Annotated in this window: 28 protein-coding genes; 14 read left to right on the top strand and 14 right to left on the bottom strand. The window is 60.8% G+C overall.

Going from position 1 to position 25,189, the window contains the following annotated elements:
* The first annotated feature begins 2 nt into the window (after nucleotides 1-2).
* From CP958_RS08180 to CP958_RS08170, 3 genes are all read left to right on the top strand, one after another.
* Nucleotides 3-773, top strand: coding sequence for an enoyl-CoA hydratase-related protein (locus CP958_RS08180; RefSeq protein WP_096701487.1), 771 nt, complete (start codon nucleotides 3-5; stop codon nucleotides 771-773).
* A gap of 45 nt (nucleotides 774-818) precedes the next feature.
* Nucleotides 819-1,376 carry a TetR/AcrR family transcriptional regulator gene (locus CP958_RS08175; RefSeq protein ID WP_242442802.1) on the top strand — a complete coding sequence of 186 codons (558 nt, stop codon included), beginning with the start codon at nucleotides 819-821 and terminating at the stop codon, nucleotides 1,374-1,376.
* Between the two features lie 443 nt (nucleotides 1,377-1,819).
* Complete coding sequence (locus CP958_RS08170; protein WP_170958896.1) at nucleotides 1,820-4,369, top strand: LuxR C-terminal-related transcriptional regulator; 2,550 nt, start codon at nucleotides 1,820-1,822, stop codon at nucleotides 4,367-4,369.
* A gap of 12 nt (nucleotides 4,370-4,381) precedes the next feature.
* Here CP958_RS08170 and CP958_RS08165 read toward each other — a convergent pair whose 3' ends face one another.
* A complete protein-coding gene (locus CP958_RS08165; RefSeq protein ID WP_170958895.1) occupies nucleotides 4,382-5,518 on the bottom strand; it encodes an epoxide hydrolase in 1,137 nt (378 codons plus the stop codon).
* A gap of 150 nt (nucleotides 5,519-5,668) precedes the next feature.
* On the opposite strand from CP958_RS08165, the gene CP958_RS08160 reads away from it, so the two are divergent.
* From CP958_RS08160 to CP958_RS08150, 3 genes are read left to right on the top strand one after another with little or no spacing between them, the layout of a single operon-like run.
* Nucleotides 5,669-7,504, top strand: a complete 1,836-nt coding sequence (locus CP958_RS08160; protein ID WP_096701484.1) for an MCP four helix bundle domain-containing protein — start codon at nucleotides 5,669-5,671, stop codon at nucleotides 7,502-7,504.
* 48 nt (nucleotides 7,505-7,552) lie between these two features.
* Nucleotides 7,553-8,302 (top strand): electron transfer flavoprotein subunit beta/FixA family protein, encoded by a 750-nt coding sequence (locus tag CP958_RS08155; protein ID WP_096701483.1) that lies wholly within the window; start codon nucleotides 7,553-7,555, stop codon nucleotides 8,300-8,302.
* A 1-nt stretch (nucleotide 8,303) separates the two neighbouring features.
* The gene (locus CP958_RS08150; RefSeq protein WP_096701482.1) at nucleotides 8,304-9,248 is read left to right on the top strand and encodes an FAD-binding protein; all 945 of its coding nucleotides are present in this window, start codon (nucleotides 8,304-8,306) and stop codon (nucleotides 9,246-9,248) included.
* A 104-nt stretch (nucleotides 9,249-9,352) separates the two neighbouring features.
* Here CP958_RS08150 and CP958_RS08145 read toward each other — a convergent pair whose 3' ends face one another.
* Together CP958_RS08145 and CP958_RS08140 are read right to left on the bottom strand one after the other, a co-directional pair.
* The gene (locus tag CP958_RS08145) at nucleotides 9,353-10,501 is read right to left on the bottom strand and encodes an ABC transporter substrate-binding protein (RefSeq protein WP_242442801.1); all 1,149 of its coding nucleotides are present in this window, start codon (nucleotides 10,499-10,501) and stop codon (nucleotides 9,353-9,355) included.
* A gap of 27 nt (nucleotides 10,502-10,528) precedes the next feature.
* Nucleotides 10,529-11,332, bottom strand: coding sequence for an SDR family oxidoreductase (locus CP958_RS08140; protein WP_096701481.1), 804 nt, complete (start codon nucleotides 11,330-11,332; stop codon nucleotides 10,529-10,531).
* A 1,043-nt stretch (nucleotides 11,333-12,375) separates the two neighbouring features.
* Here CP958_RS08140 and CP958_RS08135 point away from each other — a divergent pair.
* The 3 genes from CP958_RS08135 to CP958_RS08125 all read left to right on the top strand — a co-directional run bounded on the left by CP958_RS08135 (nucleotide 12,376) and on the right by CP958_RS08125 (nucleotide 13,345).
* Nucleotides 12,376-12,597 (top strand): hypothetical protein, encoded by a 222-nt coding sequence (locus tag CP958_RS08135; RefSeq protein ID WP_096701480.1) that lies wholly within the window; start codon nucleotides 12,376-12,378, stop codon nucleotides 12,595-12,597.
* Nucleotides 12,598-12,695: 98 nt separating this feature from the next.
* A complete protein-coding gene (locus tag CP958_RS08130) occupies nucleotides 12,696-13,136 on the top strand; it encodes a DUF3489 domain-containing protein (RefSeq protein WP_096701706.1) in 441 nt (146 codons plus the stop codon).
* Nucleotides 13,137-13,147: 11 nt separating this feature from the next.
* Complete coding sequence (locus CP958_RS08125) at nucleotides 13,148-13,345, top strand: hypothetical protein (RefSeq protein WP_096701479.1); 198 nt, start codon at nucleotides 13,148-13,150, stop codon at nucleotides 13,343-13,345.
* Between the two features lie 169 nt (nucleotides 13,346-13,514).
* On the opposite strand, the gene CP958_RS08120 is transcribed toward CP958_RS08125, so the two are convergent.
* Entirely contained in the window at nucleotides 13,515-13,784 is a 270-nt protein-coding gene (locus tag CP958_RS08120; RefSeq protein WP_170958894.1) for an HU family DNA-binding protein, read from the bottom strand.
* 207 nt (nucleotides 13,785-13,991) lie between these two features.
* Between CP958_RS08120 and CP958_RS26310 the strand changes: the two genes are divergently transcribed.
* From CP958_RS26310 to CP958_RS08100, 4 genes are all read left to right on the top strand, one after another.
* Nucleotides 13,992-14,156 (top strand): hypothetical protein, encoded by a 165-nt coding sequence (locus tag CP958_RS26310; protein WP_170958893.1) that lies wholly within the window; start codon nucleotides 13,992-13,994, stop codon nucleotides 14,154-14,156.
* Nucleotide 14,157: 1 nt separating this feature from the next.
* Nucleotides 14,158-14,373: a hypothetical protein gene (locus tag CP958_RS08110; protein ID WP_096701476.1), complete on the top strand. Its 216-nt coding sequence runs from the start codon at nucleotides 14,158-14,160 to the stop codon at nucleotides 14,371-14,373.
* 128 nt (nucleotides 14,374-14,501) lie between these two features.
* Nucleotides 14,502-14,774, top strand: coding sequence for a type II toxin-antitoxin system Phd/YefM family antitoxin (locus CP958_RS08105; protein ID WP_096701475.1), 273 nt, complete (start codon nucleotides 14,502-14,504; stop codon nucleotides 14,772-14,774).
* Between the two features lie 5 nt (nucleotides 14,775-14,779).
* The gene (locus CP958_RS08100; RefSeq protein ID WP_096701474.1) at nucleotides 14,780-15,103 is read left to right on the top strand and encodes a type II toxin-antitoxin system RelE/ParE family toxin; all 324 of its coding nucleotides are present in this window, start codon (nucleotides 14,780-14,782) and stop codon (nucleotides 15,101-15,103) included.
* A gap of 152 nt (nucleotides 15,104-15,255) precedes the next feature.
* Here the strand turns inward: CP958_RS08100 and CP958_RS08095 are convergent, their stop codons facing one another.
* The 8 genes from CP958_RS08095 to CP958_RS08060 form a co-directional block, all read right to left on the bottom strand.
* Nucleotides 15,256-17,937, bottom strand: a complete 2,682-nt coding sequence (locus CP958_RS08095) for a PriCT-2 domain-containing protein (RefSeq protein ID WP_096701473.1) — start codon at nucleotides 17,935-17,937, stop codon at nucleotides 15,256-15,258.
* Complete coding sequence (locus CP958_RS08090; RefSeq protein WP_096701472.1) at nucleotides 17,934-18,326, bottom strand: hypothetical protein; 393 nt, start codon at nucleotides 18,324-18,326, stop codon at nucleotides 17,934-17,936. Before CP958_RS08090 ends, CP958_RS08095 begins: the two co-directional genes overlap by 4 nt.
* A 65-nt stretch (nucleotides 18,327-18,391) precedes the next feature.
* Nucleotides 18,392-18,646, bottom strand: coding sequence for a hypothetical protein (locus CP958_RS08085; protein ID WP_096701471.1), 255 nt, complete (start codon nucleotides 18,644-18,646; stop codon nucleotides 18,392-18,394).
* Between the two features lie 150 nt (nucleotides 18,647-18,796).
* Nucleotides 18,797-19,597 carry a hypothetical protein gene (locus CP958_RS08080; RefSeq protein WP_096701470.1) on the bottom strand — a complete coding sequence of 267 codons (801 nt, stop codon included), beginning with the start codon at nucleotides 19,595-19,597 and terminating at the stop codon, nucleotides 18,797-18,799.
* 16 nt (nucleotides 19,598-19,613) lie between these two features.
* A complete protein-coding gene (locus CP958_RS08075; RefSeq protein ID WP_197706378.1) occupies nucleotides 19,614-20,000 on the bottom strand; it encodes a type II toxin-antitoxin system VapC family toxin in 387 nt (128 codons plus the stop codon).
* A gap of 8 nt (nucleotides 20,001-20,008) precedes the next feature.
* Nucleotides 20,009-20,227, bottom strand: a complete 219-nt coding sequence (locus tag CP958_RS08070) for an AbrB/MazE/SpoVT family DNA-binding domain-containing protein (protein WP_096701469.1) — start codon at nucleotides 20,225-20,227, stop codon at nucleotides 20,009-20,011.
* Between the two features lie 74 nt (nucleotides 20,228-20,301).
* Nucleotides 20,302-21,489: a site-specific integrase gene (locus CP958_RS08065; protein ID WP_096701468.1), complete on the bottom strand. Its 1,188-nt coding sequence runs from the start codon at nucleotides 21,487-21,489 to the stop codon at nucleotides 20,302-20,304.
* 683 nt (nucleotides 21,490-22,172) lie between these two features.
* Nucleotides 22,173-22,940 carry a recombinase family protein gene (locus CP958_RS08060; RefSeq protein WP_347337836.1) on the bottom strand — a complete coding sequence of 256 codons (768 nt, stop codon included), beginning with the start codon at nucleotides 22,938-22,940 and terminating at the stop codon, nucleotides 22,173-22,175.
* Between the two features lie 82 nt (nucleotides 22,941-23,022).
* Between CP958_RS08060 and CP958_RS25860 the strand changes: the two genes are divergently transcribed.
* Complete coding sequence (locus CP958_RS25860; RefSeq protein WP_141400468.1) at nucleotides 23,023-23,304, top strand: XRE family transcriptional regulator; 282 nt, start codon at nucleotides 23,023-23,025, stop codon at nucleotides 23,302-23,304.
* Nucleotides 23,305-23,396: 92 nt separating this feature from the next.
* Here CP958_RS25860 and CP958_RS08055 read toward each other — a convergent pair whose 3' ends face one another.
* Both CP958_RS08055 and CP958_RS08050 read right to left on the bottom strand, forming a co-directional pair.
* Nucleotides 23,397-24,239 (bottom strand): hypothetical protein, encoded by an 843-nt coding sequence (locus CP958_RS08055; RefSeq protein ID WP_096701467.1) that lies wholly within the window; start codon nucleotides 24,237-24,239, stop codon nucleotides 23,397-23,399.
* 105 nt (nucleotides 24,240-24,344) lie between these two features.
* Nucleotides 24,345-25,189: site-specific integrase (locus tag CP958_RS08050; RefSeq protein ID WP_096701466.1), on the bottom strand; the 845-nt coding region annotated here is incomplete at its 5' end.

Here is a 25,189-nt window from a genome sequence, read left to right as displayed (position 1 = left end):
CCATGTCGGATGAAGTGCTGATTGAGCTTCGCGACGACCAGACGCTGTGGCTGACAATCAATCGGGAGAAGCAGCGAAACGCCATCAACGCGCAGGTCCTGGAAGGATTATCCCAAGGGTTGGATCAGGCGATGGCCAATCCCGATATCCGCGCCGTTGTTCTGACCGGAGCCGGGGCGAAGGCGTTCTGCGCCGGAGGGGATCTTCAGTCAAACAGTCCGTTCTCCGTGGATTACTCCTCGCCCTATGCGGGGGCCGCGCAGTTGTTCCGCAAGGCCAAGCAAACGACGGTTCCTCTGATCGCACGGGTCAATGGGGCCTGTCTCGCGGGGGGGATGGGGTTGTTGTCCATGTGCGACCTTGCCGTGGCCGTCCGAACGGCCAGCTTTGGCTTGCCGGAGGTCAAGGTCGGTATGTTTCCCGCTCAGGTGCTAAGCCTGTTGCAGCACCAGATTCCCCGCCGGAGTTTGAACGAGCTCTGCCTCCTGGGGGATACGATCACGGCGGAAATGGCATACGATATCGGCTTGGTCAATGGCGTCACGGATAATCTCGACGATGAGTTGAACGGAATTCTCGCAAGGTTGTCGGAGAGATCTCCTGCCGCTATCCGCCGAGGGCTGTATACCCTGAAGAAGATGGAGGCTATGCCGTTCGAGGAAGCGATCTCGTTCGCGGAAACGCAGGTGGCACTGTTTGCCTTGACCGAGGATGCCAAGGAGGGTGTCCGGGCATTTCAGGAAAAACGGAAGCCCGTCTGGACTGGAAAATAAGAGTCGGCGCTTTTCCCGCAGAAGGCAGTGAAACGGATTGCCCCCTTGTCCACCGCAGACAAAATCCTGGATGCAGCAAGCGCGATTATCCGAAACGAAGGAACTCTCAGGCTTACGCTTGAGAAGGTTGCTCAGGAGGCTGGGGTCAGCAAAGGGTGTCTTCTCTATCATTTCGCCAGCAAGGAACATCTGGTCAAAGGCATGCTGGAAAAGATGATGGACCAGTGGGAGGCGCTTTTGCTGTCTCATTGGGAACGTCTGGACGAAGGCCCCTATCGGCTGCTCCGGGCCGCTATTTCGGCTCTTAACGATCCCAGCAGCCATAGTAATGATCCTGTCGGCGGGGCGGTTCTGGCGGCTTTGGCGACCAATCCAGCCCTTGTGGCTCCGGCAAGGGAACGTTGCCTGGCCATGCTGGAGCGGATGCGTGACGGTGACGATCCGGATTTGGTCAACCTGATCGCACTCGCTCTGGATGGGTTGTGGCTCCAAGGGGTGGTGGGGCTCAATCTTCACGATGCAGCCGCGCGACAGCGGATCGCCGAAAAGGCTCTGGGATTGCTTGGAATGCCCGGTGCCCTGGGTTGCCCTGACGCAGGCTAGCTAGCACGCGCCTTGTTGCCCTCATGTGCTGGGGCCGGGTCCTTCGCTTGTGGGCTACCTCTCTGGATAGGGCAGCGGAGTACTTTTACCGAATCAGCCAGACGGATGGGCGCGGATGGCCGGGACAAGCCCGGCCAAGACGATGAAATTAACCAATTCGAAATCTGGATTCGGAGCCCTATAAAAAAGTCCGTACGTATTGCATTTTTATGTGGGCCGCGCTAGGGTTCAAAAAACGAAGCCTGGGAGGGTGGAGGCCATGGGACTCACACAGTCTTATTCCCACAATTATCGACAGGTCGGCGGATTCGGTGGCCCATCAGATGACGTTGTGCGAAATGAGCAAGGGGGGGGGGGGGGGGCTGCCTCGGCAGCACCATATCAGAACCACTCCGCCGCCTCTTCCTGATGACGCAATCGTTCGCTCCCACCTGCTCGAGCGGATGATCGAAGACCGTAACTCGCTGGTGACGTTGGTGGCTCCGGCAGGATTCGGCAAGACAACGGTGATGCGCCAGTTTTATGACGCTCTTGCCAGGGATGAGCAGCCTATTGCCTGGCTGAACCTGGATTCAAGGGACAACGACTTCACCAAGCTGCTCAGTCACCTTCATCGGGTCCTGTCTCATTTCATTCCGCTTGGAACCATGGCGGTCCTTTCGGCGAGCAATGGTAAGCGTACCTATGCTGGCCATGTCCATGAGGCCGCCCAGATGTTCGACGCGGTCGCATCGTCGACGGCGACGTTCACATTGTTTGTTGATGATTTGGATAGTGTCGAGTCTCCAAGGGCCATACGCCTGATTCACGACCTGATCTCGGTGCTGAATCCTGGGCAGAGGGTCGTCATTGGTGCGCGCAGCTTGCGTTCCTTGCCGCTGATGTCCTTAGCCACTTGGGATCGTCAAACCGTTCTTGGGGTGGAGGCGCTGCGTTTCGACAGTGCTGAAACCGCCCGATTCCTCGGATGCCAGCGCGGTTTCGATCTATCCGACTCGGATGTCGAGAAATTTCATGCCAGAACCGGGGGGTGGCCCGCAGGACAACGCCTTGCCCTCATGGCGCGTTCTCCGGCGCTTGCCCCGACCGCGTGGATTGACGGTCTTTCGGGGCGGGCGCCTGTTTTCACATCCTATTTCGCGGGGAAGGTTCTGGGGCGGTTGCCGCAGAACCTTCGGCGGTTTCTCGTCAGCATAGGCGGGTTTGATCGAGTCAGCGGGGCGATGTGCGACCATGTGTTTGACCGTGAAGGCAGCCACCAGATCCTTGCGGAAATGGTCGAACGTAATCTCTTTATCAGCCAGGTTGGGGTGGGCGCTGAGTGGTTCGCGGTTCATCCGTTATTCCATGATTTCCTGAAGGGAGAACTTCGGTGCGTTGCCCCTGCTGCCTTGGCGAGCGTTCGGCGCAAAGCCGCCCAATGGTTCTGGTCGATGGGCATGATAGACGAAGCCATCGACCATGCTCTAGCGGCCGAGGACTGGACTCTGGCCGCCAACATCATTGAAGAAAGTGCCCTGGCCCAGATTCGCGTTGGCTTGGTTCAGAAGGTTTGCTGCTGGATGGGGCGATTGCCGTCCGGAGAGTTCGTCTCTCGCCCCAATCTGCAGAGGGCTCGGGCTTATGCCATGACGGCCATCTATCGCTTTTCGGAAGCCAGGGAGGCGCTGGCGCACAGCGTCGAGGATGAAGTCGAGGCTCATGTCCAGGCGGCGATGCTGTGCGAGTGGAATGATCGCCACGACCATGCGGCCGCCGAGATCGCCAAGGTGGCTGATCGACTGAGCAGCGGCGATGGCTTGATGTATAGTGCCTGTCAGATCCTGCGGGGCAATCTCGCGCTGATCTCCGGAAATTTCGAGGCCGCGCGGCAGCTACTTGATACTGCCAAGGTCGGGTATCGCAAGGGACGGAGGGGGCTGTTGGCTTCGACCTTCACCTTGTGCTTCGAAGGCGTTCTCGAAATGATGCAGGGCCATGACAAGGATGGCCTCGAGCGTTTCGAGAAGGCGTTCGCGCAGGCAAGCGGGGTCGGTGCCGCCCTCGCGGCATCGTATCTGGCCGATGCGCATTATGATCGCGACGATCTTGTCCAGGCCGGGGCGCTGGCTCGGAGGTATTTGCACCAAGTCCGGGATGGCGCACCCCCGGACAACATTATCCTGGCCTATCGCACGGCGGCCCGGATCGCGTTTGTCGCCGGCGACAACAGTGGCAGCGAGGAACTGCTGGCCGAACTAAGCGATCTTGGCGACGACAGGGATTTGCCCCGTCTTAAAGCCTCGGCCTGGATCGAGCGGTCCCGCCAAGCCTTGATCCTTGGGAACAACTGTGCGGCACGAAAGTTCTCCAGACCCTGGATGGTCGAAGGGGCGACCGGAATGCCCGAGTACCTCTACCCGCAGGAGATCGACGACAGCCAGATCGCCTCGTTCCGGCTGGAATTGGTGTTGGGTGACCCAGAGATTGCCGCGACACGGTTGGAAGAATCTCTGCGGCAGGCGCGCATCTCCGGCCGGAAAAGGCGTGAGTTGCGTCTGAAGCTTCTGCTTGCGCAGGCCTTGGCGATCACGGGAAAACGTGGGCCGGCGATGCGGATGCTCGAGGAGATTCTTCTCGTCGGAAGTCGGAACTGGATGATCCGTATCTTCGCCGATGAGCCGTGGCATCTTTCCCAGCTCCTTGACGAGTTTTCCCGGACCAACCGGTTCGTCAACGAGACTTACCTTCAGCATCTCAAGGCGGCAACCGCCCAACGCCTTTGCCCAGGGGGAGGCGGCGTGACCGTCTCACCGTCCGAGATGCTGACCGCCAAGGAGTTGGAGGTGATCACCCTGGTGGCCGAAGGGCGAGCCAACAAGGAGATCGCCAATTTGCTGAAAATAACCGACAATACAGTGGAAACGCATTTGCGGAATATCAATCAGAAGCTGGACACCCGCAAGCGAACGGAGGCGGTGGCTCGCTTGCGTGAAATTGGAGTGCTGCGCTGAATAGAGACGGCATTAAGCCTGCTCTGTGATTTTCGACGCAAAGGTCAGGAAGTCCTCTGCCAGCAAGGCAGGCTCCTCGAGCGCGGCAAAGTGGCCGCCGCGCGGCATATCCGTCCACTGGATGACCGAATATCCCTTGGCCACCAGTGAGCGTGGCGGCAGCGGAAAGGCTGGATCGGGAAACGCGGCAACGCCAACCGGCACCGTGATCCGACTTCCCGGCGGCAGACTGGCGGAGCCCTCGGAAAACATCCCCCGGTAAAGCCAGGATGCACTGGCAAAGCACTTGGTCACCAGATAGAGCATGATCATGTCCAGCATGGCATCCTTGGAAAAGCGGGATTCCAGTGTGGGGGCGCCAGTGTTGTCCAAGGGCACATCCGCCCACCGTGCGATCTTGTCAATAATCCAGGCTGCGATGCCAACCGGGCTATCCATCATGGCGAAGGCCAGGCTTTGCGGGTTGGTTGCCTGGACCTGGTAGTAGGCCCCCTCTCTTCGGAAGGAGCGCTTCTGCTCGATCTTGTAAGCACGCTCTTCGCTGGATTCAGCCACCATCAGGTCAGAATGGGCGCTGACTAGGTTTAGGTGCAGGCCGAGGACCGAGGTTGGATTGTCCAGCGCCATCCATGCTCCGATCGAGCTTCCCCAGTCGCCTCCTTGAATAAAGAAGCTGGAGTGCCCCAGTCTTTCCATCAGCCGCTGGAAGTGCCGCGCTACCGCTCGCGGCCCCATGGGTGAACTAGGCGGGGCGGAGAAGGCGTAACCGGGCAGGGATGGAATGACCAGTTCGAACTTGTCTCTTAGATGGCCGGCCACCTCGATGAATTCCATGAATGAGCCAGGCCAGCCATGAAGCAGCAAGAGGGCTGGGGCATCGGAATGTTCAAGATGGACATAATGGGTGGCCAGGCCGTCAATATCGACGCGGAAATGGGGGAGCGTATTGAGCCGTGCTTCGGTTGCTTTCCAATCATAGGTGTCAACCCAGTACCGGCAGAGATCTTTCATGAACGATTTGCTGGGGCCAAGCTTCCAATCCTCACAATCGGGGAAGGATTCCCAGTCAAAGGCCTTCACCCGTTGCTGGATCGCCGCGAGGTCCTCGTTACTTGAATGCAATTGGTAGGAAGTGGGGGAGCTGATCATGGCGGTAAACCTCACGTCAATAGGTATGGGCCACATTATAAAGCCGTCCAGATGGCTTTATAATGTGGAGGTAATTGATTGTCCACGCCCGATTGGGCGGGGGGGGGGTATTCACGGTTTTCCGGGATTGCCGGTCGAGAGGGCGGGGATATGATCGACCCCATCAAGGGAAGTAACTCAACGCAAAATGCGAGAGCCCTGGAGGACCAAGGGGGTGATATGCCCATTCTCTCAAGATTGTATATGAAGAGCAGAATGCTTATCTCCGAAGATCGTCTTCGCGGAATTGTTGGTTTGGGCCGGGCCATAGATAACGCTGGCATATCAAAGAAGTTGATGTATGCCTTTGCTACAATTCTTCTTATAAGCATGCTGTCTGGAGTGTTTGCAATTTATGAGCTATCGACCGTAAATGCCGTTTCAGATGAGATGCAAGACAAGTGGCTGCGCAGCACATTCTCTCTTGGGCAGATAAGTTCCGCTATGGCAGAGCATCGTTCAAACGTGTTGAGTCATATCGTTATACGTGATCCAGTCGGTCAGTCGGAGGCCGAGGATACTGCTTCTCAGAATATGGATGATATTATTGCTCAGAGAAAAGAATACTCTAATATAATTAATTTCCAAGAAGAGCGTAGGAGATTTGATTTAATTGGTGATGAGCTGAGCAAATATTTCAGCAATTGTAATGATGTTATGGCGCTTTCAAAATCTGGAAATGTCGAGGCAGCAAGTGAGCTCTTAATGGGTGAGGCCTCGTCTCATTTTATCCTGGCTAAGTCAAACTTGGATGCCAGTATAGACTATAATATGCGAGGTGCCGTTGTCGCTGGCGATACCGCCAAGGAGATCTATCTCAAGGGGCGCGCTGTCATTATCGTCGCCTCGACATTGCTTCTGGTCCTGACGTTGGCGGCCGGTTGGACGGTGCGCCGCGGGATTGCCGTTCCGATCCAGACTATGACCTCGGTCATGCACGGATTGGCTGACGGCGATACGGCGGTCCGTATCCCCCACGCCGACCGCCAGGACGAGGTTGGGGAAATGGCGCGTGCGATCCAGGTCTTCAAGGATGGAATGCTGCGCACGGAGCAGCTGGCTGCCGAGCAGCAGCTTGCGCGGGCCGCCCGCGAGAAGCGGGCGGAAGCCATTGAGTCCTCGACGCGCCGATTTGAAAGCAGCGCCATCGACTTATTGCACGCTGTCGCCCAGGCCTCCGGTCAGATGGACCAGACCGCCCAATCAATGGTGACGAGCGCCGAGCTGACGAACCGCCAGACTCAGGAAATGACCACCGCCACCAATCTGGCGTCAGAGAATGTCCAGGCCGTGGCGGGAGCCACGGAGGAGTTGAGCGCCTCCATCCTTGCCATTAACCAGTTGATCGAGCACTCCACCGAGACGGTCAAATCCGCCACCGCCGAGGCGCAACAAAGCGATGCCACGGTCGCGCAGCTTGTCGAGGCGGTGTCCCGTATCGACGAGGTGGTCAGTTTGATCAATGCCATCGCTCGACAAACAAATCTGTTGGCGCTTAACGCCACGATTGAAGCCGCGCGTGCGGGCGATGCCGGCAAGGGCTTTTCCGTGGTGGCGAACGAGGTCAAGGGATTGGCCAACCAGACGGCCCGTGCGACCAGCGATATCAGTGCCCAGATTGAGGGAGTCCGAGCCGCGACCGTCCAGGTTGCGACGGCCATCAATGGCATCCGGGCTCGCATGGGGGCGATCGATGAGGCCTCCACCGGAATTGCCTCAGCGATGGAGCAGCAATCGGCGACCACCCTTGCGATATCCCAAAATGTCCAACAGGCGGCGGTCGGGACACGGCAGGTCACCGAGATGCTGCAATCTGTCGCGGAGGCGGCTGCCCGGTCGGGGGAGGCTGCTGACCAGGTGCTCGGTTCCGCGCGGGCTCTTACCGACCAGGCCAAGGGATTGGAGGTCGAAGTGGGGCGATTCTTGGACGAAGTTCGTCAAGCCTAGATGGAAAGACTCGCCGAATGAAATCAGTCAGGCAGAGGACGTGAGAACATGAAGGTGCTGGTGGCCATCAAGCGGGTGGTTGATCCCAACGTCAAGGTGATGGTGAAGGCGGACAAGTCCGCGATTGAAACGTCCAACGTCAAGTTCGCGATGAATCCGTTTGACGAGATTGCTGTGGAGGCGGCGGTTCGCTTGCGCGAGGGCGGCCTGGCCTCGGAGGCGGTGGCTGTCTCCATCGGTTCTGATACGTCGCAGGAGACATTGCGGACGGCCTTGGCCATGGGGTGTGATCGCGCCATTCTGGTGCGGAGCGATGCCGATGTGGAGCCGCTGGCGGTTGCCAAGCTGCTGGCCGCGGTTTGCCGTCGGGAAGGAGCAAACCTTGCGCTTCTGGGCAAGCAGGCCATTGACGATGATTGCAACCAGACCGGCCAGATGTTGGCGGCATTGTTGGATTGGCCCCAGGGTACTTTCGCCTCGGCGCTGTCGCTCGAGAACGGCAGGGTTAAGGTGACCCGCGAGGTCGATGGCGGTTTGGAGATCGTTTCACTTGCGCTCCCCGCCGTGGTGACCACGGATCTGCGCCTCAATGAACCGCGCTACGCCAGTCTTCCCAATATCATGAAAGCCAAGAAGAAGCCGCTCGATGTGCTGACGGTTGATCAGCTTGGGGTTGACGTCACGTCTCGGCTATCGACACTCAAGGTCGAAGAGCCCTCCAAGCGCAAGGCAGGAATTCGGGTTCCCGATGTTGCCACCCTGGTCGAGAAGCTCCGGAACGAAGCGAAGGTGATCTGACATGAGCGTCCTGGTTCTTGCGGAGCACAACGGATCGGTCATTAATGCCGCTACCCATCATGCCATTGCCGCTGCCCGGAAAATCGGAGGCTCGGTGGTGGTGGTGATCGCCGGTGAGAATGTCGGCTCCCTGGGCAAGGCTGCTTCCCGTATTCAAGGGGTTGATAGGGTTCTGATCGCCGACGATCCCATTTACGCCCATGGTCTGGCGGAGCCTTTGGCGGCTCTATTGGCGGCTTTGGGAACAAGCCACCGGGCTGTGATCGCCGCCGCGACCAGTGTCGGCAAGAACACGATTCCCCGCGCAGCCGCCTTGCTGGATGTTCAGCCTCTATCCGATGTGGTGGAGATACTTGGGGCCGACACCTTCATCCGCCCGATTTATGCCGGTAATGCCTTGGCGACGATACGGAGTAGTGACCCCATCATGGTCATGACGGTTCGAATCACTGCGTTCGAGGCATCCGCCTCCGACGGCGGGAGCGCCGAGATTGTGACTGTTGCGTCCATCCCCGTAGTCCAGCGGTCCCACTTCGAAGGGCGACAGGTTTCTGTATCCGGACGTCCCGACTTAATGGCCGCCAAGGTTATCGTCTCGGGAGGCCGCGGCATGCAAAATGCCGAGAACTTCAAGCTTCTCGACCCTCTGGCCGACAGTTTGGGGGCTGCCATTGGTGCTTCCCGCGCGGCGGTTGATGCTGGCTTCGTTGCCAATGACCTGCAGATTGGCCAGACCGGTAAGATTGTTGCCCCCGATCTCTACATCGCCATCGGCATTTCGGGCGCGATCCAGCACCTGGCCGGCATGAAGGATTCCAAGGTCATCGTCGCCATCAACAAGGACGAGGAAGCCCCCATCTTCCAGGTCGCCGATTACGGCCTGGTTGCAGATCTCTTTCAAGTCCTGCCAACGTTCCCTGAGGCCCTCAGAAATCCTCCCTTATGAGGCCCTCCAACTGATGGGGCGGGCGCTAAGATGAACCTAGGCGTCCGCCCCACTTTTTAAATTCAAACCGCGCTCTAACCGAGAAGCCGAAACGTCACGGCCAACTACGGGCTCACCCGGAATTCCCCATTTCGGATCTCGACCATGCGAAAGGCCGATAAACTGAGGCCCATATGGTCGCTCGGCGACATCGAGAACACTCCACCCGTTCCGGCAAAACCCTTGGTCCGCTCGATTTCGTCGCGGACTTTCTCCCTGTCGGTGGAGTTGGCACGCTTGATTGCCCCAAGGGCTATCTGGAGGGCGTCGTAGGAATGGCCGGCAAAGGGGGTTACCTCGAGCTTGTAGGAATCCTCATAGGCCTTCTTGAAAGACATGAGCACAGGTTTCTGGGGATCAGAATCGGACAATTGTTCCGCGATGAGCAGGCCGGTCACCGGAATTCGAACGCCTTCGGTGGCGGGGCCCGCCAAGCGGATGAAGTCCTTCGAAGCGACGCCCATGGTATGGTAGAGGGGCGGGGTCATGCCAAGTTGCTGATAGTTCTTGGTCACCAGGGCCGGTCCTTGCCCAACCCCGAAGACCAAGATCGCCTGCACGGCGGAATTGCCTCGGATATTGGTCATTTGGGCGGTCATGTCGGGATCCCGGTTCCCGTAGGTTTCGTCGGCCACCACCTCCAGCCCCAATATCTTGGCGACTTCCAGGCTCTGCTGGCGCCCCGATTTGCCAAAGCCTGAATCTTCCGTCATCAGGGCAATCTTGGTCAGTCCCCGCTTGGCCATGTCGGTCATCGCGGCCTCGGCGAACATGCGATCGGTATGCAAGGTCTTGAACACCCATTTTTTCACAGGATCGATGATCGCCACTGCGCCGGCCAGTGAAATGAACGGAATCCCGGCGGCTTCCACGGTCGGGATGATGGCCATGGTGGTTCCAGTATTGGTGCCGCCAATAATCAGATCGACGTCATCTGTTTGGATCAGCCTCTTGGCCAGAACTGCCGCCTTTCCCACATCGCTGCCATCATCGTAGAGGACGATCTGAATCTTGCGACCAATCACGCCTCCATCGGCATTGGCACGCTCAGCGAATAACTCCAGTGCCTTTTTTTCCGGGTCACCCAAATAGCCAGCAGGGCCGGTGGTGGATAATACGGCGCCGATCTTGATCGGAGGCTTTTCGGCCCAAGCCCCCCCCGCACCGAAGATTGCTGCGGCGAAGATGCCAAGAATTCCTGCAATTTTGATCACGGCCAGCCTCCATGTTCAATTCTTCGCTCACGCCATCCCGCGATCCAACTCAGCCAACTGTGCAAGGAGTGAAGCGCGAAGCGCCTGCTCTGCATAAGCCCCGACCGCCAAGCGCCGGGGCGGGTCCTGCATATCGACCACCTTGATGATTGCATCGACGACCTCGGAAGGAGCGCCGAATGGCATGGCGGCGAGTGCCTTGTCTATGGATTGCGCCAATTCCCGGTAGGGTTCGCTGGGCGGTATCGTCTCCATCGAGCGACTGACGAAATCCGTGGTGAACGGGCCGGGTTCGATTATGGTGACCCGAATGCCGAATTTGGCCACTTCCCCCGCCAGCCCCTCGGAGAACCCCTCCACGGCGAACTTGCTGCTGCCATAGAGGGCCAGCATGGGGAGGCCGATACGACCGGCCACCGAGGACAGATTGACGATGTGGCCGCGTCCCTGAGCGCGAAGCGTTGGCAGGACCGTACGAGTCAAATCCATCAGACCGAATAGGTTGGTTTCGAATAGCCGGCGAATTTGGTTTCTCTCGGCGTTCTCGGCGGGACCCTGCAGCCCAAGGCCGGCGTTATTAACCAACACATCGATGCGGCCGAACGAAGCCAGGGCCAGACTCACCGCCTCCCGAGTCTGATCGGGATTCGTGACGTCCAGGCTGACGATCAATGCCTGGTCGGGATAACGCTTCCCAAGCTCGACAACGGTGTCTGGATTACGAGCGGTGACGACGACGCGATCGCCACGAGAGAGCGCGGTTTCGGAAAGATTTCGCCCAAACCCTGAACTACACCCCGTAATGAACCAGACCAAATTTTCGTTTGACATTCCGACTCTCCAATGACAACCGAATGTAATGATTCATCCTGGGCTGGGGGCGGCCATTGATGAAGGTAAATTCCGCAGCCATTCAACAAATGGATATGCCGGGATTTACTTGCTGGTAATTGCGCTGCTATGTAACCACACAACGCGGTAAAATCCCTCAGCTTTCTATTGTCTGCCTAAGGGGGGGCGGCTCAATCCCGGAAAACCGTGAGGGCACGGTCTTGCCGCCTGAATCGATCATTCAAGATTCGTCAGGGCATCCCAATTCGGCTGGGGCCCTTCTCGCGACAGAGCCGGCCCGCCAACTCTGCCGGAGATCAAACGGTAACAGCGTCGTTACACCGTAAGCGTCCTGTGGCGGCTGCCTTGTTCGGCGGCCTTCGGGCGGCTTCTGCTGGATTTGCCTGTCGTGTGTGTGTTTCCTCCGAATAGATCGATTCCCACCCGTTCAGGTGGTTTCCACGGTAACTACCCTTTCGGGGTGAGTGCGGGTAGTTAACAGTGGGTGGTTTCCACCCTAGAAGGCGCGGAATTGCTGTGATTTTTGTGGTAACCGGTAACCCAAGTGGTAACCCAGAATTTCGGGCTGTCGCTAGCGAAATGGCGCGCTGCTGCCTCCCGTATAGCGAAAGTGCCAGGGAGGACCCGTGCTTTTCCGGCGCGGGGTAATCCATGGTGCCGAGGGCAGGACTGCTCCATCCGCTTCGGTCCGTCCCATTCCGGTGCCGTGACCGTGGTGGGTTTGGTGGACATGGTGGGTTTGCCGCCATACCCCGTAGGAAACTGTCAGACGACAAATATTTCTACAAAGAGACATGCATGCCATGTGTGGAGAAAAAGATATGCATGACAAATATAAGGAAGGAGCGGGGGCAAACCCACTACTCCCACCAAACCCACCACGGGGGAGTCCGCCGCGACCTCTTCGGGGACAAGGGGGCCGGGAGAATGACGCATGGTGGCGGCTACCCCGCGTGATCGTCGATAGTCGTTGATGTGTCCGGCGATCAGAGCGATGGATGACCCCAGGAACAGAGGCCATCATGAGCAAGCACATCGCCGAAACCGCCATCGCCGCCAATATCGACGCCCTGGCAGCCCTCTTGCGCGACATGACCACGCGCATGGACGAGGCCGTCGGCTATGTCCGCGACGGCCAGCGAAAGGCTGCCATCGGCACCATCATCGATCTCGACCGCATGCTGGCGGATGCGGTTGCACTGCACGGGGCGGCACTGGCCCTGCATCGGAACACGCCAGCCTGATCGATCAGGTTCCCGTATCGCCCCGACCGGGTCCATCCGGCGGGGCCCGGGGTGGTACAGGCGTGGAGCCGCCGCGTCGCCAACCCGAGGGAACCGCCATGATCCAACTTTCCGACACCCAACGCGCCTTCCTGTCCGCCGCCTGCGCCCGCGAGGGTGGAGAGGTCCTGCCGCTGCCGGCTCATATTAAGGGGGGAGCGGTCACCAAGGTGATCGCCAGTCTTGCCGCCAAGGGGATGGTCGAAGAGGACGGTGCCGGTACGCTGGTGGTCACCGCCGCCGCCTTTGCGGCGCTGGGCCTCGAAGTCCCCGGCACGAATCCAGTCCGCAAGGCCCGCGTCGGCACCAAGCAGGAGGCGCTGATTGCCTTGCTGAAGCGGCCCGAGGGTGCCAGCATCGCCGAGATCATGGCGGTGACGAACTGGCAGGCGCATTCGGTGCGCGGCTTTATTTCCGGTTCCCTGAAGAAGACGCTGGGCCTCGTCGTTACCAGCGAAAAGGTCGAGACTCGTGGGCGGATTTACAGACTGCCCGCCTGAAGGAGTCCAGCATGCCCCGCTACAGCGTGATCATCACCCGTGATGTGACGGAAAGCACCGTCGTCGAGGCCGAGGCAGAAACGCCCGAGCAGGCCGAGGTGGCCGCCTTCGAGAAACTATCCAACAGCACCGACACCGAGTGGGAACTCGACGAAGGCTCCTGGAACAAGGGCGATTCCTACGTCACCTGCGTGGATGAACTTCCCTGATGGCGCTCGATTTCGGTCAGCACCATCAGGGCTTGATCGAGGGCCGCATGTCACCGGCCCTCGATGCGCGTTCAGCTCGCTTCCTGGCGACATCGAGAGCGGCCTGACCATAGTGATCCATCAGATCACTCGCGGCGCGGGCCGCATGCTCGGGATTAACGGCCATAACTTACAGCGACTTCTTCAAAGCCACCGAGGTGCTGAACTTGATCGAGGTCGAGGCGGCAATGTCGATGGCCTCGCCGGTCTTTGGGTTGCGCCCCTGACGCGCCGGGCGCTCGGACTTGGAGAAGGAGCCGAAACCGATGAGGCTGAAGCGGCCCTCGGTCTTGACGCCTTCGACGATGGTGGCCAGCACCGCTTCGACGGCGGCGTCGGCCTGGGCGATGCTGCAACCGGCGGCTTGGCGGATGGCCTTGGACATGGCGGATTTACTCATGATGCTCTTCCCCTCGGAAAATATGGCCCGAAAGAGTAGATTCAGAGACGGGCGAAGCCAAGCCAACATTATCGCTGCCGAAGACGGATCGTCGGCCGGGGACATCCGGCGAGACTGGTGGAATTCCTCGTTGAAATTCCGTGATGATCCGACTTGATCCGTTCCCGGCTCGGAGCGTGTATAGGGTTGCAACCGGAGGCGCCGACCATGACGAACCGCGACAAGATCCTGACCGAGATCGCCACCAAGATCCTCGACCTCGAAACCCTGGACAACCGCAACAGCGACCGCCTCGACTTCCACGAGCTTTCGGTCTGGAGCATCAAGGCCGCTCTGGAAGTTGCATTTGCCGCCGGTCAGAAGGCGAAGTGACATGGCGGCCCGGTTGACCGTCCGCCCCTGCGCCTCGCTGAACGCCCATCCGCAATGGTCGCAGGCCGACTTCAAATACTTCCGGGGCCGGGGCTATTCCAAACAGCAGATCCTGGAATTCTGGAACCGTAATCTGCGGCTCGGCTGTCGGCCGCTGCACTGGCATCCCGACAACCCGAAATACCAGGATGCGCTGCGCCGGATCACCCGGCGCTGACCGCCTTGGCATCGGCGATCTCGTCGAAGGCTCGGCCATAGCCATCTCTGTCGCCATCTCCCATGACGGCCCTTTGGCTTGGACTAAATTCGGACTATATTCTGGTCTGAACTCTCCGGGAGTCCGACATGAAGCTTTCTGATCAGGTCAGGCCAATCAGCTATCTCAAGGCGCACGCGCCTGAGGTGATCCGCGACCTCACCGAGAACCAGCAGCCGGTGGTTATCACCCTGCACGGCGAGGCCAAGGCGGTGCTGCAGGATATCGCCAGTTTCGAGGAGACGCAGGAAACCCTGGCGCTGCTGAAGGTTCTGGCGCTGACCGGCAAGGCCATCGCCGATGGCAAGGTCGAACCGGTAGCGGGGGCCTTCGCTCGTATCCGTGACCGGTTGAAGAACTGAGCGCCATGACGTTCGAGGTGCTGTTGTCCGAGGATGCCGCGCGCGACATCGAGGACATCTATCGTTACATTGCCGAATACGATGTCATCGAGAATGCCGACCGTGTCCTGCTGGCACTGGAGGAAATCTGCCTTGCGCTGTCGGAACTCCCTGATCGCGGCAACGTGCCGAAGGAGCTTCGGTCGCTCGGCATGACCGAGTTCCGCGAGGTTCACTACAAGCCGTACCGAGTCATCTATCGGATCGTCGATCGGCTGGTCGTGGTCTACTGTGTCGTGGACGGTCGCCGGGACATGCAGGGGTTGCTGCAGCGCCGTCTTCTCCGCTGATCACGTATTCGTCGGATTGTCGAAACATCGGCCGTCGCCATCGAGCATCGCCTCAACGGCGGTTCCGGAGACGGGAAGCCGATGATTATCGCCAGTTTTCGGTAATGAAGCCTTCCCGTCGGGCTGTTCCGTCCTATTCCATGCCGCCAGGATCAGCCCTGGTGATGGGGAAATGGGCGGATATTGGAGACGGGCGGCATGGATTGCGCCGCTTCGTCGCTGCTTCCCCGCAGCCGCCACCGGGAGATCCCGGAGACGATGCCGTCGGGGGTGATCCGCATGGTGTTGACGATGCGGCCCTGGTTGGCGGACAGCCACTTGCCCAGGCGCTTGCCGCTGATGGCGCCGCCGTCGCCCGCCACCGCCAGCAGGGCTTCCCGGAATTCGGGGTTGATGAAGTCCGCCCGACCGTGGAAGCTGGCAAGCTGATCGGTGGCGACATCGATCACTTCCTTGACCGAGACGCGGCGGCTGCCGAGATGGGTGTGCCATTGCTCGATCACCGTGGTCAGCGATTCCAGCTTGGGGTCGGCGCCGCGCACCTCTTCCATGGTGGCGCAGGGGTCGGCCTCGCCCAGCCAGATCAGGCCGTCGCGGACCCAGCGCGACCATTCGGTGAAGGAGCCCAGCGGGGTGGTCTGCTGCGGGCGGCCGGCGAGGTGGAAGGCGCGCAGGATGGTCAGCGCCGCCGCCACGTAATCGCCACGGGTGGCGGCGACCGTGGCGACCGGGTCCCGGTCGAACTCGCGCAGTTCCGGGCGCTCGACCCCGGCATCCAGGGTGCAGCGGATGGCGCGTCGCGTCATGTCGCCCACCACGGTCAGGTTGTTGCCGGTGGCGAACACCATTGCCGTGCTGGGCACCTCGATATTGAGCGATTTTCCCAGCAGGCGCACCTTGAGCATGGGCTGGGTCAGCACCTGGCACAGCAATTCTCCGCCGAGGCCGATCTCGCAATTGTCGATGGAGATCAGCGGATCACCGGCGATCAGGGCGGCTCCCAGGCGCTTTTCCATTTCTTCCTCGGTCTTGCCCTGGGCGATGACCGCGGCGGGGCGGCCCGAGGCGATCATGCTGGCGATGTCGACCAGCAGGGATTTGCCCGACCCGGCGGTGGGAGCGTTGAAGCCGTGCAGCGGTGCCGCCGGCAGCGAGCGGCGGATGGCGGCGGTCAGCATCCCCGACAGCGCCACTGCCCGGTCGGCCCCGGTGACGAAGGGAAAGGTCTCGATCACGCCGCGCAGGAAACGCAGGGCGGACAGCGCCAGACCGCGATCCGGATGGGCGGGAATGGCGGGAAAGAAGCCCCCTTGCGGATCGTACAGCAGGCCGGTAGCGGCATCATAGCCGGGCTGGTTCAGCAGCGAGCCATCGGCGCGCAGCGTCGGAGCGTTGATGATGCCGGTCAGCACCGGCAGCTTCCACATCCCTTCGCGGGCGAGATAGGTGTCGGCGATGCGCAAGGGGCAGTCGGTCGAGACCCAATCCTCGGCGCGGGCGTCGAACCGCTCCCAATTGGCGGCGAAGGTCATGGCCTCGGAAATATGGTGGCGGTTGACGACGACGAGGCGCAGGGCGTTGACCTTGTGCCCGTCGGTGATGGTGACGGCGGACGAGGCCGGGCGCACCACCATGCTGCCGCGCTGATAGAGCGGCAGGTCGGCATTCATCATCGCCATCTCGCCTTCACCGACGACGCGGGGCAGATCGCCGGCGATGATGCGGATGGTGGGACGGCTCGCGGGCGTAGGCCCGCAATCGTTCAAATTGCCGGCGAAGCCGGCAGGCGGTGCCCAGTCGCGCTTCATGCCCTCGTAAGGATTCTGGCGGGGTGTGCGGGGTCGGGCGGTTTTGGGGCGTTTCCAGCCGTTCTGTTTGGCCATCCAGAACAGGGTGGCGATGCCGATGCTGCGGCCTGCCGCGAAGCTGGGCCACTTCTCCATGGTGGCTGCGGGATCGTTCTTGGCCGACTGTGCCGACCAGCTTTCCCACAGATCGGCCCCGTCCAGCCCCAGGCCGGCATAGAGGGCAAAGCCGACTTTCACCCAGTCGTCATAGGGCAGATCGTCATTAGGGATCTGGGCCAGGGCGGAGGCGACGGTCTCTCGGTCGGGTGCGGCATCGATTCCGGCGGCGATGGCGCCCACGGGAAGCCCTGCCGCCTTGCGCCCGGCGCGTTCGACGCCTTTGATCTCGGCCCGCGTCTGGCCGCCGAGGCCGCGCAGCACCGTCTCGGCCTGGGCGATGAAGTCCACGCATTGCTCGGCGCTGACCACCGGCAGTTCGCTGGCGGGCACCTCCAGCGGTGAGCGGTTGGGCCAGACATAGTCGGCCTGGGTATCGGGATGGATGCCGAAGCCCACGAACTGCTGACCGGTGGCCAGGATCTCGACGCGCATGCTGGTGCCGTCGGGCAGCAGCAGTTCCGGGGTCTGGATCTTGTCGAATGCCTGGGCCGCCCGCATCACCAGCAGCAGCTTGGGGGCGCGGCCGATGCGCTTCAGCGGCGTGTCGCCCAGCATGTCGCGGGCCAGCTGCTCGATTGCCGCCGCCGGTTGCTCGACCGGCACGTCGATGTCGATGCCGACGATCCCGCCGCATAGCAGGCCGGTATTGGTGCATTCGGGCTGCTTCTTGGCCCACCGACCGATCTCGGCCTCGTCCGCGGTGGCGCAGATGGTTTCCCAGCCCCGCATCAACGGCCGCTTACCGGCGGCCTTGATGGACAGGTGGGCACCCGAGATCGGCACGGGATGGTAGCCGTTGCGCCGCAGGGTATGGCGCAACTCTGTCAATGCCGTGGTTTGGTCGATGGTAGGGAGGACATCCGTCATGCGTGGCCTCCGTGGACGGTGGCGACGATCAGCGGCAATTCCGGCTGGACGGCGCGCAGGGCGTTGATCCAGGGAATTTCCTGTTCCGGGCGGGTTTCGACGATCACCGTGTTGACGCCGAAGACCACCGGCATCACCGTCATGGCGGCATAGGCGTCGACTACCGGCGCACTGGATACCACCGCCCCACCGCCGATGACCGAAGCCAGATGGCGCAGGGAGTCCTGGTGGTAATGCCCCGGTCCGACCGCCCGGTCGGTGTCGTCGGCGATCAGCGCGACGAACGGGCGGGCCGGTTCCGTCAGGGCCTCGAGGAACGGCTCTCCCGTCTGCGGGAGGATGATCAGGCGCAGACCGTTGTCGCGGACCGCATGGAGGAGGGGGAGCATGTGCGGCGCCCTGCTGCCGCTGCGGGCAATAACCGCATCGAGTCGCTCCCGAGTCATGGGGGCGCTCATTTGCGGCCTCCCGCGCGCGGCGCGGACGCCTTGCGCTCGACTTGGCGCTCACGCTCCAGCAGCCAGGTGCGGATGCTGTCGATGCGGTACATGACGCGCTGGCCGACGACCGTGTAGGGCGGGGACTGGCGAAGCTGGCGGTCGCGCTGGGCGGTGCGCAGTGAAATGCCGCGCTGGCGGCAGTATTCGGCCTCGTCAATGTAGCCGAGAAAGATGTTGGTTTCCGTCGGGGCGGGGAGAGTGTCCGTCATTGTCGATTCCCTTCATGCCAAGCGGCGCAACGCCGCGTCGGCGATCCAGATATCGACAATCAACCCCATGAATTAGAGGCATTAAAATGCCCACGAAATCATAATTTAATGGGGGCTTTAATGGGGTGTTTGATGGCCCCGCCGGGGTAGTCAGTGTTTCGTGGGGGCACTCTTCAGTTCGCGGTGAAGCTGACGCAGGCTGTTCTCCAGCGAGAGCGGTTTTATCTGGTGTGCGGCGGGGTGATTGCTCCGCAGCCACTCGGAAAGATACCTGCATTCCCTGGCAAGGCTGGGTTCCATGATGCCGGCGGCGGCCCGGCGGCGCAGTTCCGGCATGATCAGCGTTTCCACCGAGGACGGGCGTCCCTGGGTGCCGCTGTACAGAGTGACCGGCGATGGGGGCGGGGCGGCCTCCCCGATGGGACGGTTCTCATCGGCTGATGCCGGCTTGTCGCAGGCAGGGGGCGTGTCGGGTGCCTGCGGATGGATCTGCTCCAGGATAGGATGGTCCGCCGGAATCTCCTCTGCCAGCAGGCAGCGAATGCCCCGGAACAGCAAATCGTGGCCCTTGGCGCTGTCCTCCTCCATATCAATGTCGAGGAAGGGCCAATAATATGGTGGGATTGTCTCCTCGGGCGCGTCGGGATGGCGGCGGCCAAAGGCAACCCAGCGGCCCGCTTCCGCATCCTTCTTCATGGCCCGCTGAACGCTGGTCATGACCGAGGCCAGCAGGCGGTCAAACTCAGCCAGATTGTGGTCGTAGGTTTGCCGGTCTTTCGCCGAACCGTCCGTGGTGGCGGTGAAAATCTCTGTTTCCCTGTCGCGGTGGCGCCGTATCCGGTCCATCGCCTCGGCAAGGGTATGCCCTTCCGGAACGGTCGTGGTGGCAAGCAGAACGTCGGCAATGTCTTGCAGGGTCCGCCATCGGAGGGGCAGGGCGCGGCTGGCCATGCGGTCGTCTTCCTGATTATCGGGGGGCGATCTTGGATACGTACCGGACGCCCGGCAAGCCATCGAAATGCTGGTCGCAGGTGAGCAGGTCGGCGCTGTGGGCGAGGGCGGAGGCATAGATGACGGCATCCGCTGTCGCCAGCCGGTGGCGAGCACACAAATCCGCCGCCGACAAGGCGATGGTGGTGTCGAGATCGATGACGACGCAGGTCTCGGTGAACGCGATCACCTGATCGGCCTTGTCCTCGCCCACTTCTCGCGTCAGCCATTTGGCGAGTTCCAATTGCACGATGGTCGGGACCAGCCAGTCGCCACGACCCGGCAACTGGCTGGTCAGAGCGGTGCCCACCGGCGAGCCGATCAGGCATTCGATCCAGGCCGAGGTATCGACGATGCGCATCATGGGCCGCATCAGAACCGGTCCGTGCGATCACGGTAGTCTTCCGGATTGGCTCCCCGCGCCAGTCCGAACAGCTCTTCGGGTTTCGGAACCGGCACCAGCATCACTCCCTCGCCCTTGGGGATGAAGGCGAATACCTGTCCAGCTTCCCAGTGCCGCGCCGTCCGCACAGCCTTGGGGATGGAGATCTGGAATTTGCTTGAGAGGGTGGCGATATCCTTTGTCGGCATGGCCGGTTCCCATCGATCAGTGATTGGTAAGACGATAGCGCGCTGTGGCGCAGATTGAAACCACCCGCTGCCGATTACACCGATTTTCCGCTTTTCTCGGGCGGGCTCTTCTTTCCCGCCATGTCGATGGTTTTGCCGACATGGTCGGCGGCGGCCCGCAGCGGCTCGTCGTAGAGGTGGGCGTAGCGCTGGGTGGTCTGCACCTGGGTGTGGCCCAGCATGGCGCCGATGATCGGCAGCGACGCGCCGCCGCTGACCAGCAGCGAGGCGAAGGAATGGCGCAGGTCATGGATGCGGGCGCCGGTGATGTCGGCCGCCTTGCACACCGCCGCCCAGGACCGCTTAACGTCGGTCAGCGGCTGGTCGCCGCCCTTGCCGGGGAAGACGTATGGCCCTTCGGCGGTTTCCCTGATCCGCTTCAGCAGTGTCAGGGCGTTGGCCGAGACCGGCACCCGGTGTTCCTTCCGCTGTTTGGTGTGGGCGCTGGGCTTGGTCCACACCCCGGCATCCAGGTCGAACATCTCCCAGGTGGCCCCCAGCACCTCGCTCTTGCGCGCGCCGGTCAGCATCAGCATGCGGATGGCATCGGCCGAGACCGGCTCGTGGTGGGCGGCCAGCGCCGCCGATAGCCGGGACAGTTCCTCGGGCGACAGATAGCGCTGGCGCTTCTCTTCCGGGTTGCGCAACTGGCCCGAGGCGGGATTCTTCTCGACCCATTCCCAGCGGATCGCCAGATTGAAGGCGCGGCGCACCACCTCGATGACGCGGTTGGCCCGCACCGGCGTGCCGCGCTGGGTGGTGATGTCGCGGTGCAGGGCCTCGATGTCGGTATGGGTGACGTCCGTCACCTTGTGCTTGCCCAGGGTGGGCAGCACCAGCTTTTCCCACATCATGGTTTCGTCGGCCTGGGAGCGGGCGGCCTTGCGCGGCAGGTGGTCGCGCTTGTAGCGGTCCCACAGGTCGCGCATGGTGGGCGCGGCGCGGTCGGCATGGCGCTCGCCCATGGGGTCGTTGCCCAGGTCCACTTCCCGCTTCAGGTTGCCGGCCTCGGTGCGGGCGGCGGCCACCGACCAGTCGGGATAACTGCCGATGGTGATCCGCCGCTGGCGACCGCCGACGCGGTAGTCCAGGATGAAGGACTTGGCACCGCGATTGGTGACGCGCAGGCCGAATCCCTTGACGTCGGCGTCCCAGAAGAAGACCTGTGGGCGGTCGCCCGCACTGGCCCGTTTGGCGAGGGCATCGGTGATGCGTTCCGACATGGCGCTTTTCCTGTCAACACGGTGTCAGCACGCTGTGTGGTGCCGTTTGACGTGACATTGCGTCGATTTACAGATGACATCAACAGAAAAGCGCTGAAATACAGGGGTTTAAGGCGACGCTGGAAAAATATGTCAACGGATCAATGTGCTAGATATAGGGCGTCACATGGCTCATAACCTGAAGGTCGCAGGTTCAAATCCTGCCCCCGCAACCAAATTAAGCCCGCAATCTCAATAGGTTGCGGGCTTTTTGATTCTTGGTCCCACTTCTTCATCGTCCCCGTGGAAGCATTATGGAAGCAAGAGGTGACCTGTTGCCGAACTTGTTACCACTCAGTGTAGCGCGCCACATGGTTTTGCAGTAGCAGACACATGGTTTTGTACCACGGCTGTTTTTAGCCAAACGGCGTCCCGCCTCCCCTGATGATGACCTCGCCGACCGTTCCTCGGCTCACCTCGTCATCCGGAAGCTCTGCGCGGCCATGCTGGACGCCGGCAACAAGTCTTTCCCGTCCATCACCTACACCGCCCAGCGCTTCCCCGGCTTGGCGCGGTGACCAAGGCGGGCTGCTGCCCGTACCCGCTCGGGTGCAGCCCCAAAGGGGCAAACGACGCCGTAGGCGGGCCGAAGGCCGAGCGGAGCGAGCTTGCTCGCCTCCGAACCTCCCTTTCTTTCGAGGTTCTCATGCACTGGGCAAGGAGGAACTGGGTCGACCGCAAGGTTGCCAATTATGTTGAGTGCGCGCGGTTCGGCCATCGCCGACAAAGGCGCGATAGATCGATTGAACAACCTTCACCTCGTCCGGCGGCCCTGGAACCAGCACGACGCGGTCGGTGTGGATGCTCTTTTGCTCGCCGCGGCCGAGTTCGTTCTTGGGAAGGCCTGTGTGGTCGATCAGCTGACGCCGCAGCCCAAAGCCCGCAGGTCCGCCCTGGCGGTATCCCAGTGTGATCAGGCGGCGCTGGCCGGTGAAGACCTTTACCGATAGCTCCCGGCAATACTCGCCGGCCATCATCCGCTTCAGGGCTTTGACGACATGGGAGAAGGGGCTGCCGTCGTTATCGAACTGCTCGGCGCAATAATGAACCTTGATCCCGCCGAGATGGCAGCAAAGCTCGTAATAGGCACCTTCGTCCGGGTTCTGGAAGCGGCCCCAGCGGCTGATGTCGTAGACGAGAATCGCCGCGAAATCGGCCCGTTGATTCTCGACATCGTCCAGCAAGCGCTGCAACCCTTTGCGTCCGTCCAGTCGCAGTCCGCTTTTGCCTTCGTCGGAATAGGTCTCGACGATTTCAAAGCCATGCTTCTCGGCATACTCGCGGATCGCGTCGCGCTGGTTCTCAGTTGAGTATTGCTGATGCTCGGTGGACATCCGTACATATTGAGCGGCACGAATCAGCAGCGTGGCTTTTGATACTTCGGCGTCTGTGGGCGCTTTCTTTTCGACCAAGCCATCGATCTCCGTAGCAACTGGTCTGCGCCCGGATTTTTTCAGCAGATCACGGCTTCAACCATACGGATGGAGAACGCCGATGTCTTGGTCGGAAAAGGGCACAATTATGCCCCTTTCACGAGTTGACAATTCGGAAGAGGCTGAGTTTGCGAGGGCTATTGCTATCGCGCTGCGACACGAATTGGACGGGCGACGGTCCATCATAAAAATCATTGGCCGTTGGACGGGGGCCAGTGATCGTGCGGTCAAAAACTGGCTGGCTGGAAGATCCGTCCCGAGCGGCTTTCATTTGGTCGCCCTGATGCGCCGATCGGATGCGGTGCTGAAGGTGGTGATGGTCACCGCCGAGCGGCCCCCCTGATTCACGGGCAGCCACACGGGGACAAAACCAGCCGTGGTCTGGACAGGGCAAGTATCATTAGCTGGGAGCTTTTGGGGACGGAGCGGGGGAGTTTATCCCCCGTAGACATGCGGCCTAAAGACAAAACCTTTATAGCGCTCATCGTCAGGGCGGTGGAATTTCAGCAGTCTCGGGTTGTGGCCGGGATCTGGTGCGCTGCCGTGCCAGAAGATAGTTCCTTCTGTTCCTGGTGTAATTTCCGTCAGGCTAGCGGGAAGGGGCCCGCGGCCTATGGTGAGATGGAGGGGTTTCTTAATATTTTGGTGAATGAATTTCTTGAGGGACGTCAGGAAGAAGAAACCGTTCACATCCCCGCTTTCAAATTTGCACCCACCAAATACAATCCGAGTATCCCACGCGATTGACTCGAAATCGTCTCCGGCCCACGCCAGGAATACGAACGCATCTCGGTAGGTTAGGTGGTTCTCTCCGATCATCAGAGGGGCAATCATCCGCTCTTGGTGGGACATTTTCTCCCAGGCGGAAACCACCTCGTCCAGCGTACCGTGAATGGCAGGAGGGCGCTGAGACGCGGCCTTTACCAACAACAGCAGCTCTTCGCGGGTTGGCTTTCGAAGCTGTCGTTTTCGATGATGGGGGCCGAGGACTGTCGGAATTAGCGGCACAGGGTCCGGCGTTGGTTTCGGTTTGGGATCGCCATTCCCTTCGTCATCCTTAGGCTCCTTGAAATAGCAGCATTCAGGATGATGGAGCGCCCCCTTCAGGGCTCGGAAGAAATAATTTTTCACCCCATGGATTGGCCTAACCTCGATCAGGCATATTTCCTCGGTGCAGTAGAACCAATCATCTGCATGGCGGTGAGCTACTTCAGCGGGCTCGAGAGAATCGGTCTGGCGGCAGTAGGCCGTCGTCAGCATGACCTCATCGTTCGACATGATGGCATCCCGAATGAACGACTTTCTATCCCATTCCCATGAACAGAATATCCGTATTGGTGGGGATCGAGAAAGTGCCATTTTTCGCAATTTGGCAGCAAAAAATCACTCGGCCGCGGCTGATGGCGTTACCACGGCCACGCCGAGTATTGTGGCTATTCCACCCGATATCTGATCCGCGGCCGCCCGCACCGGATCGGCGGCGAGATGGGCGTAGCGGGCCGTTGTCTGTACCTGGGTGTGGCCCAGCAATTTGCCGATCATCGGCAGGCTCTGGCCGGCGGCAACCGCCGTCGAGGCGAAGGAATGGCGGAGGTCATGGATGCGGACATCCTTGATGCCAGCCCGATTCCGCAGCCGCTGCCAGAAGGGCTGGAGGTCGGTGAGGCGGCCGCCATCCTTGTTGCCGGTGATGACCCAGGGATTGCCGTCGAGCTTCGGGATGGCCACCAATATATCGAGGGCGGCTTTGCCGAGATGGACGATCTTGGCGCCGGTCTTGGAATCGGGGAGGCGCAGGGCAGGGGCGTCGGCATCGACATAGGCCCATTTCAGCGTCATGATTTCCCCCAGTCGGCAGCCGGTAAGCATCAGCAACCGTATTGCCGCGATGGCCGAGGGCAGTTCGACGTTCTCGGTTTCCATCTCGACCAGCACCTCGCCGACTCGCTTGATCTCGGCGACGCTCAGGAACCGCTCGCGTTTCTCTTCGGGGTATTTGCGGATGTGCCGCCGCGGGTTGCTACCGTCGGCGCGCAGGCCCCACATCTCAGCCAGATTGAACATCTTGGAGACAACCTCCAGGCACCGGTTGGCCTGATAGGGGATGTGGCGGAGGCCGTGGTGGAATTTGGCGATGTCGGCTCGCGTCACTTCCTCGACCCGCAGGCGCCCCAGCGCCGGAAGTATAAATCGCGTGAGGTTGCGGCGATATTCCTTGGCCGTGCTGG

This window comes from Magnetospirillum sp. 15-1 (assembly GCF_900184795.1).
Taxonomy (GTDB): domain Bacteria; phylum Pseudomonadota; class Alphaproteobacteria; order Rhodospirillales; family Magnetospirillaceae; genus Phaeospirillum.
The sequence above is the reverse complement of the archived record's forward strand: the minus strand, read 5'-3'. Positions and strand labels throughout refer to the sequence as shown.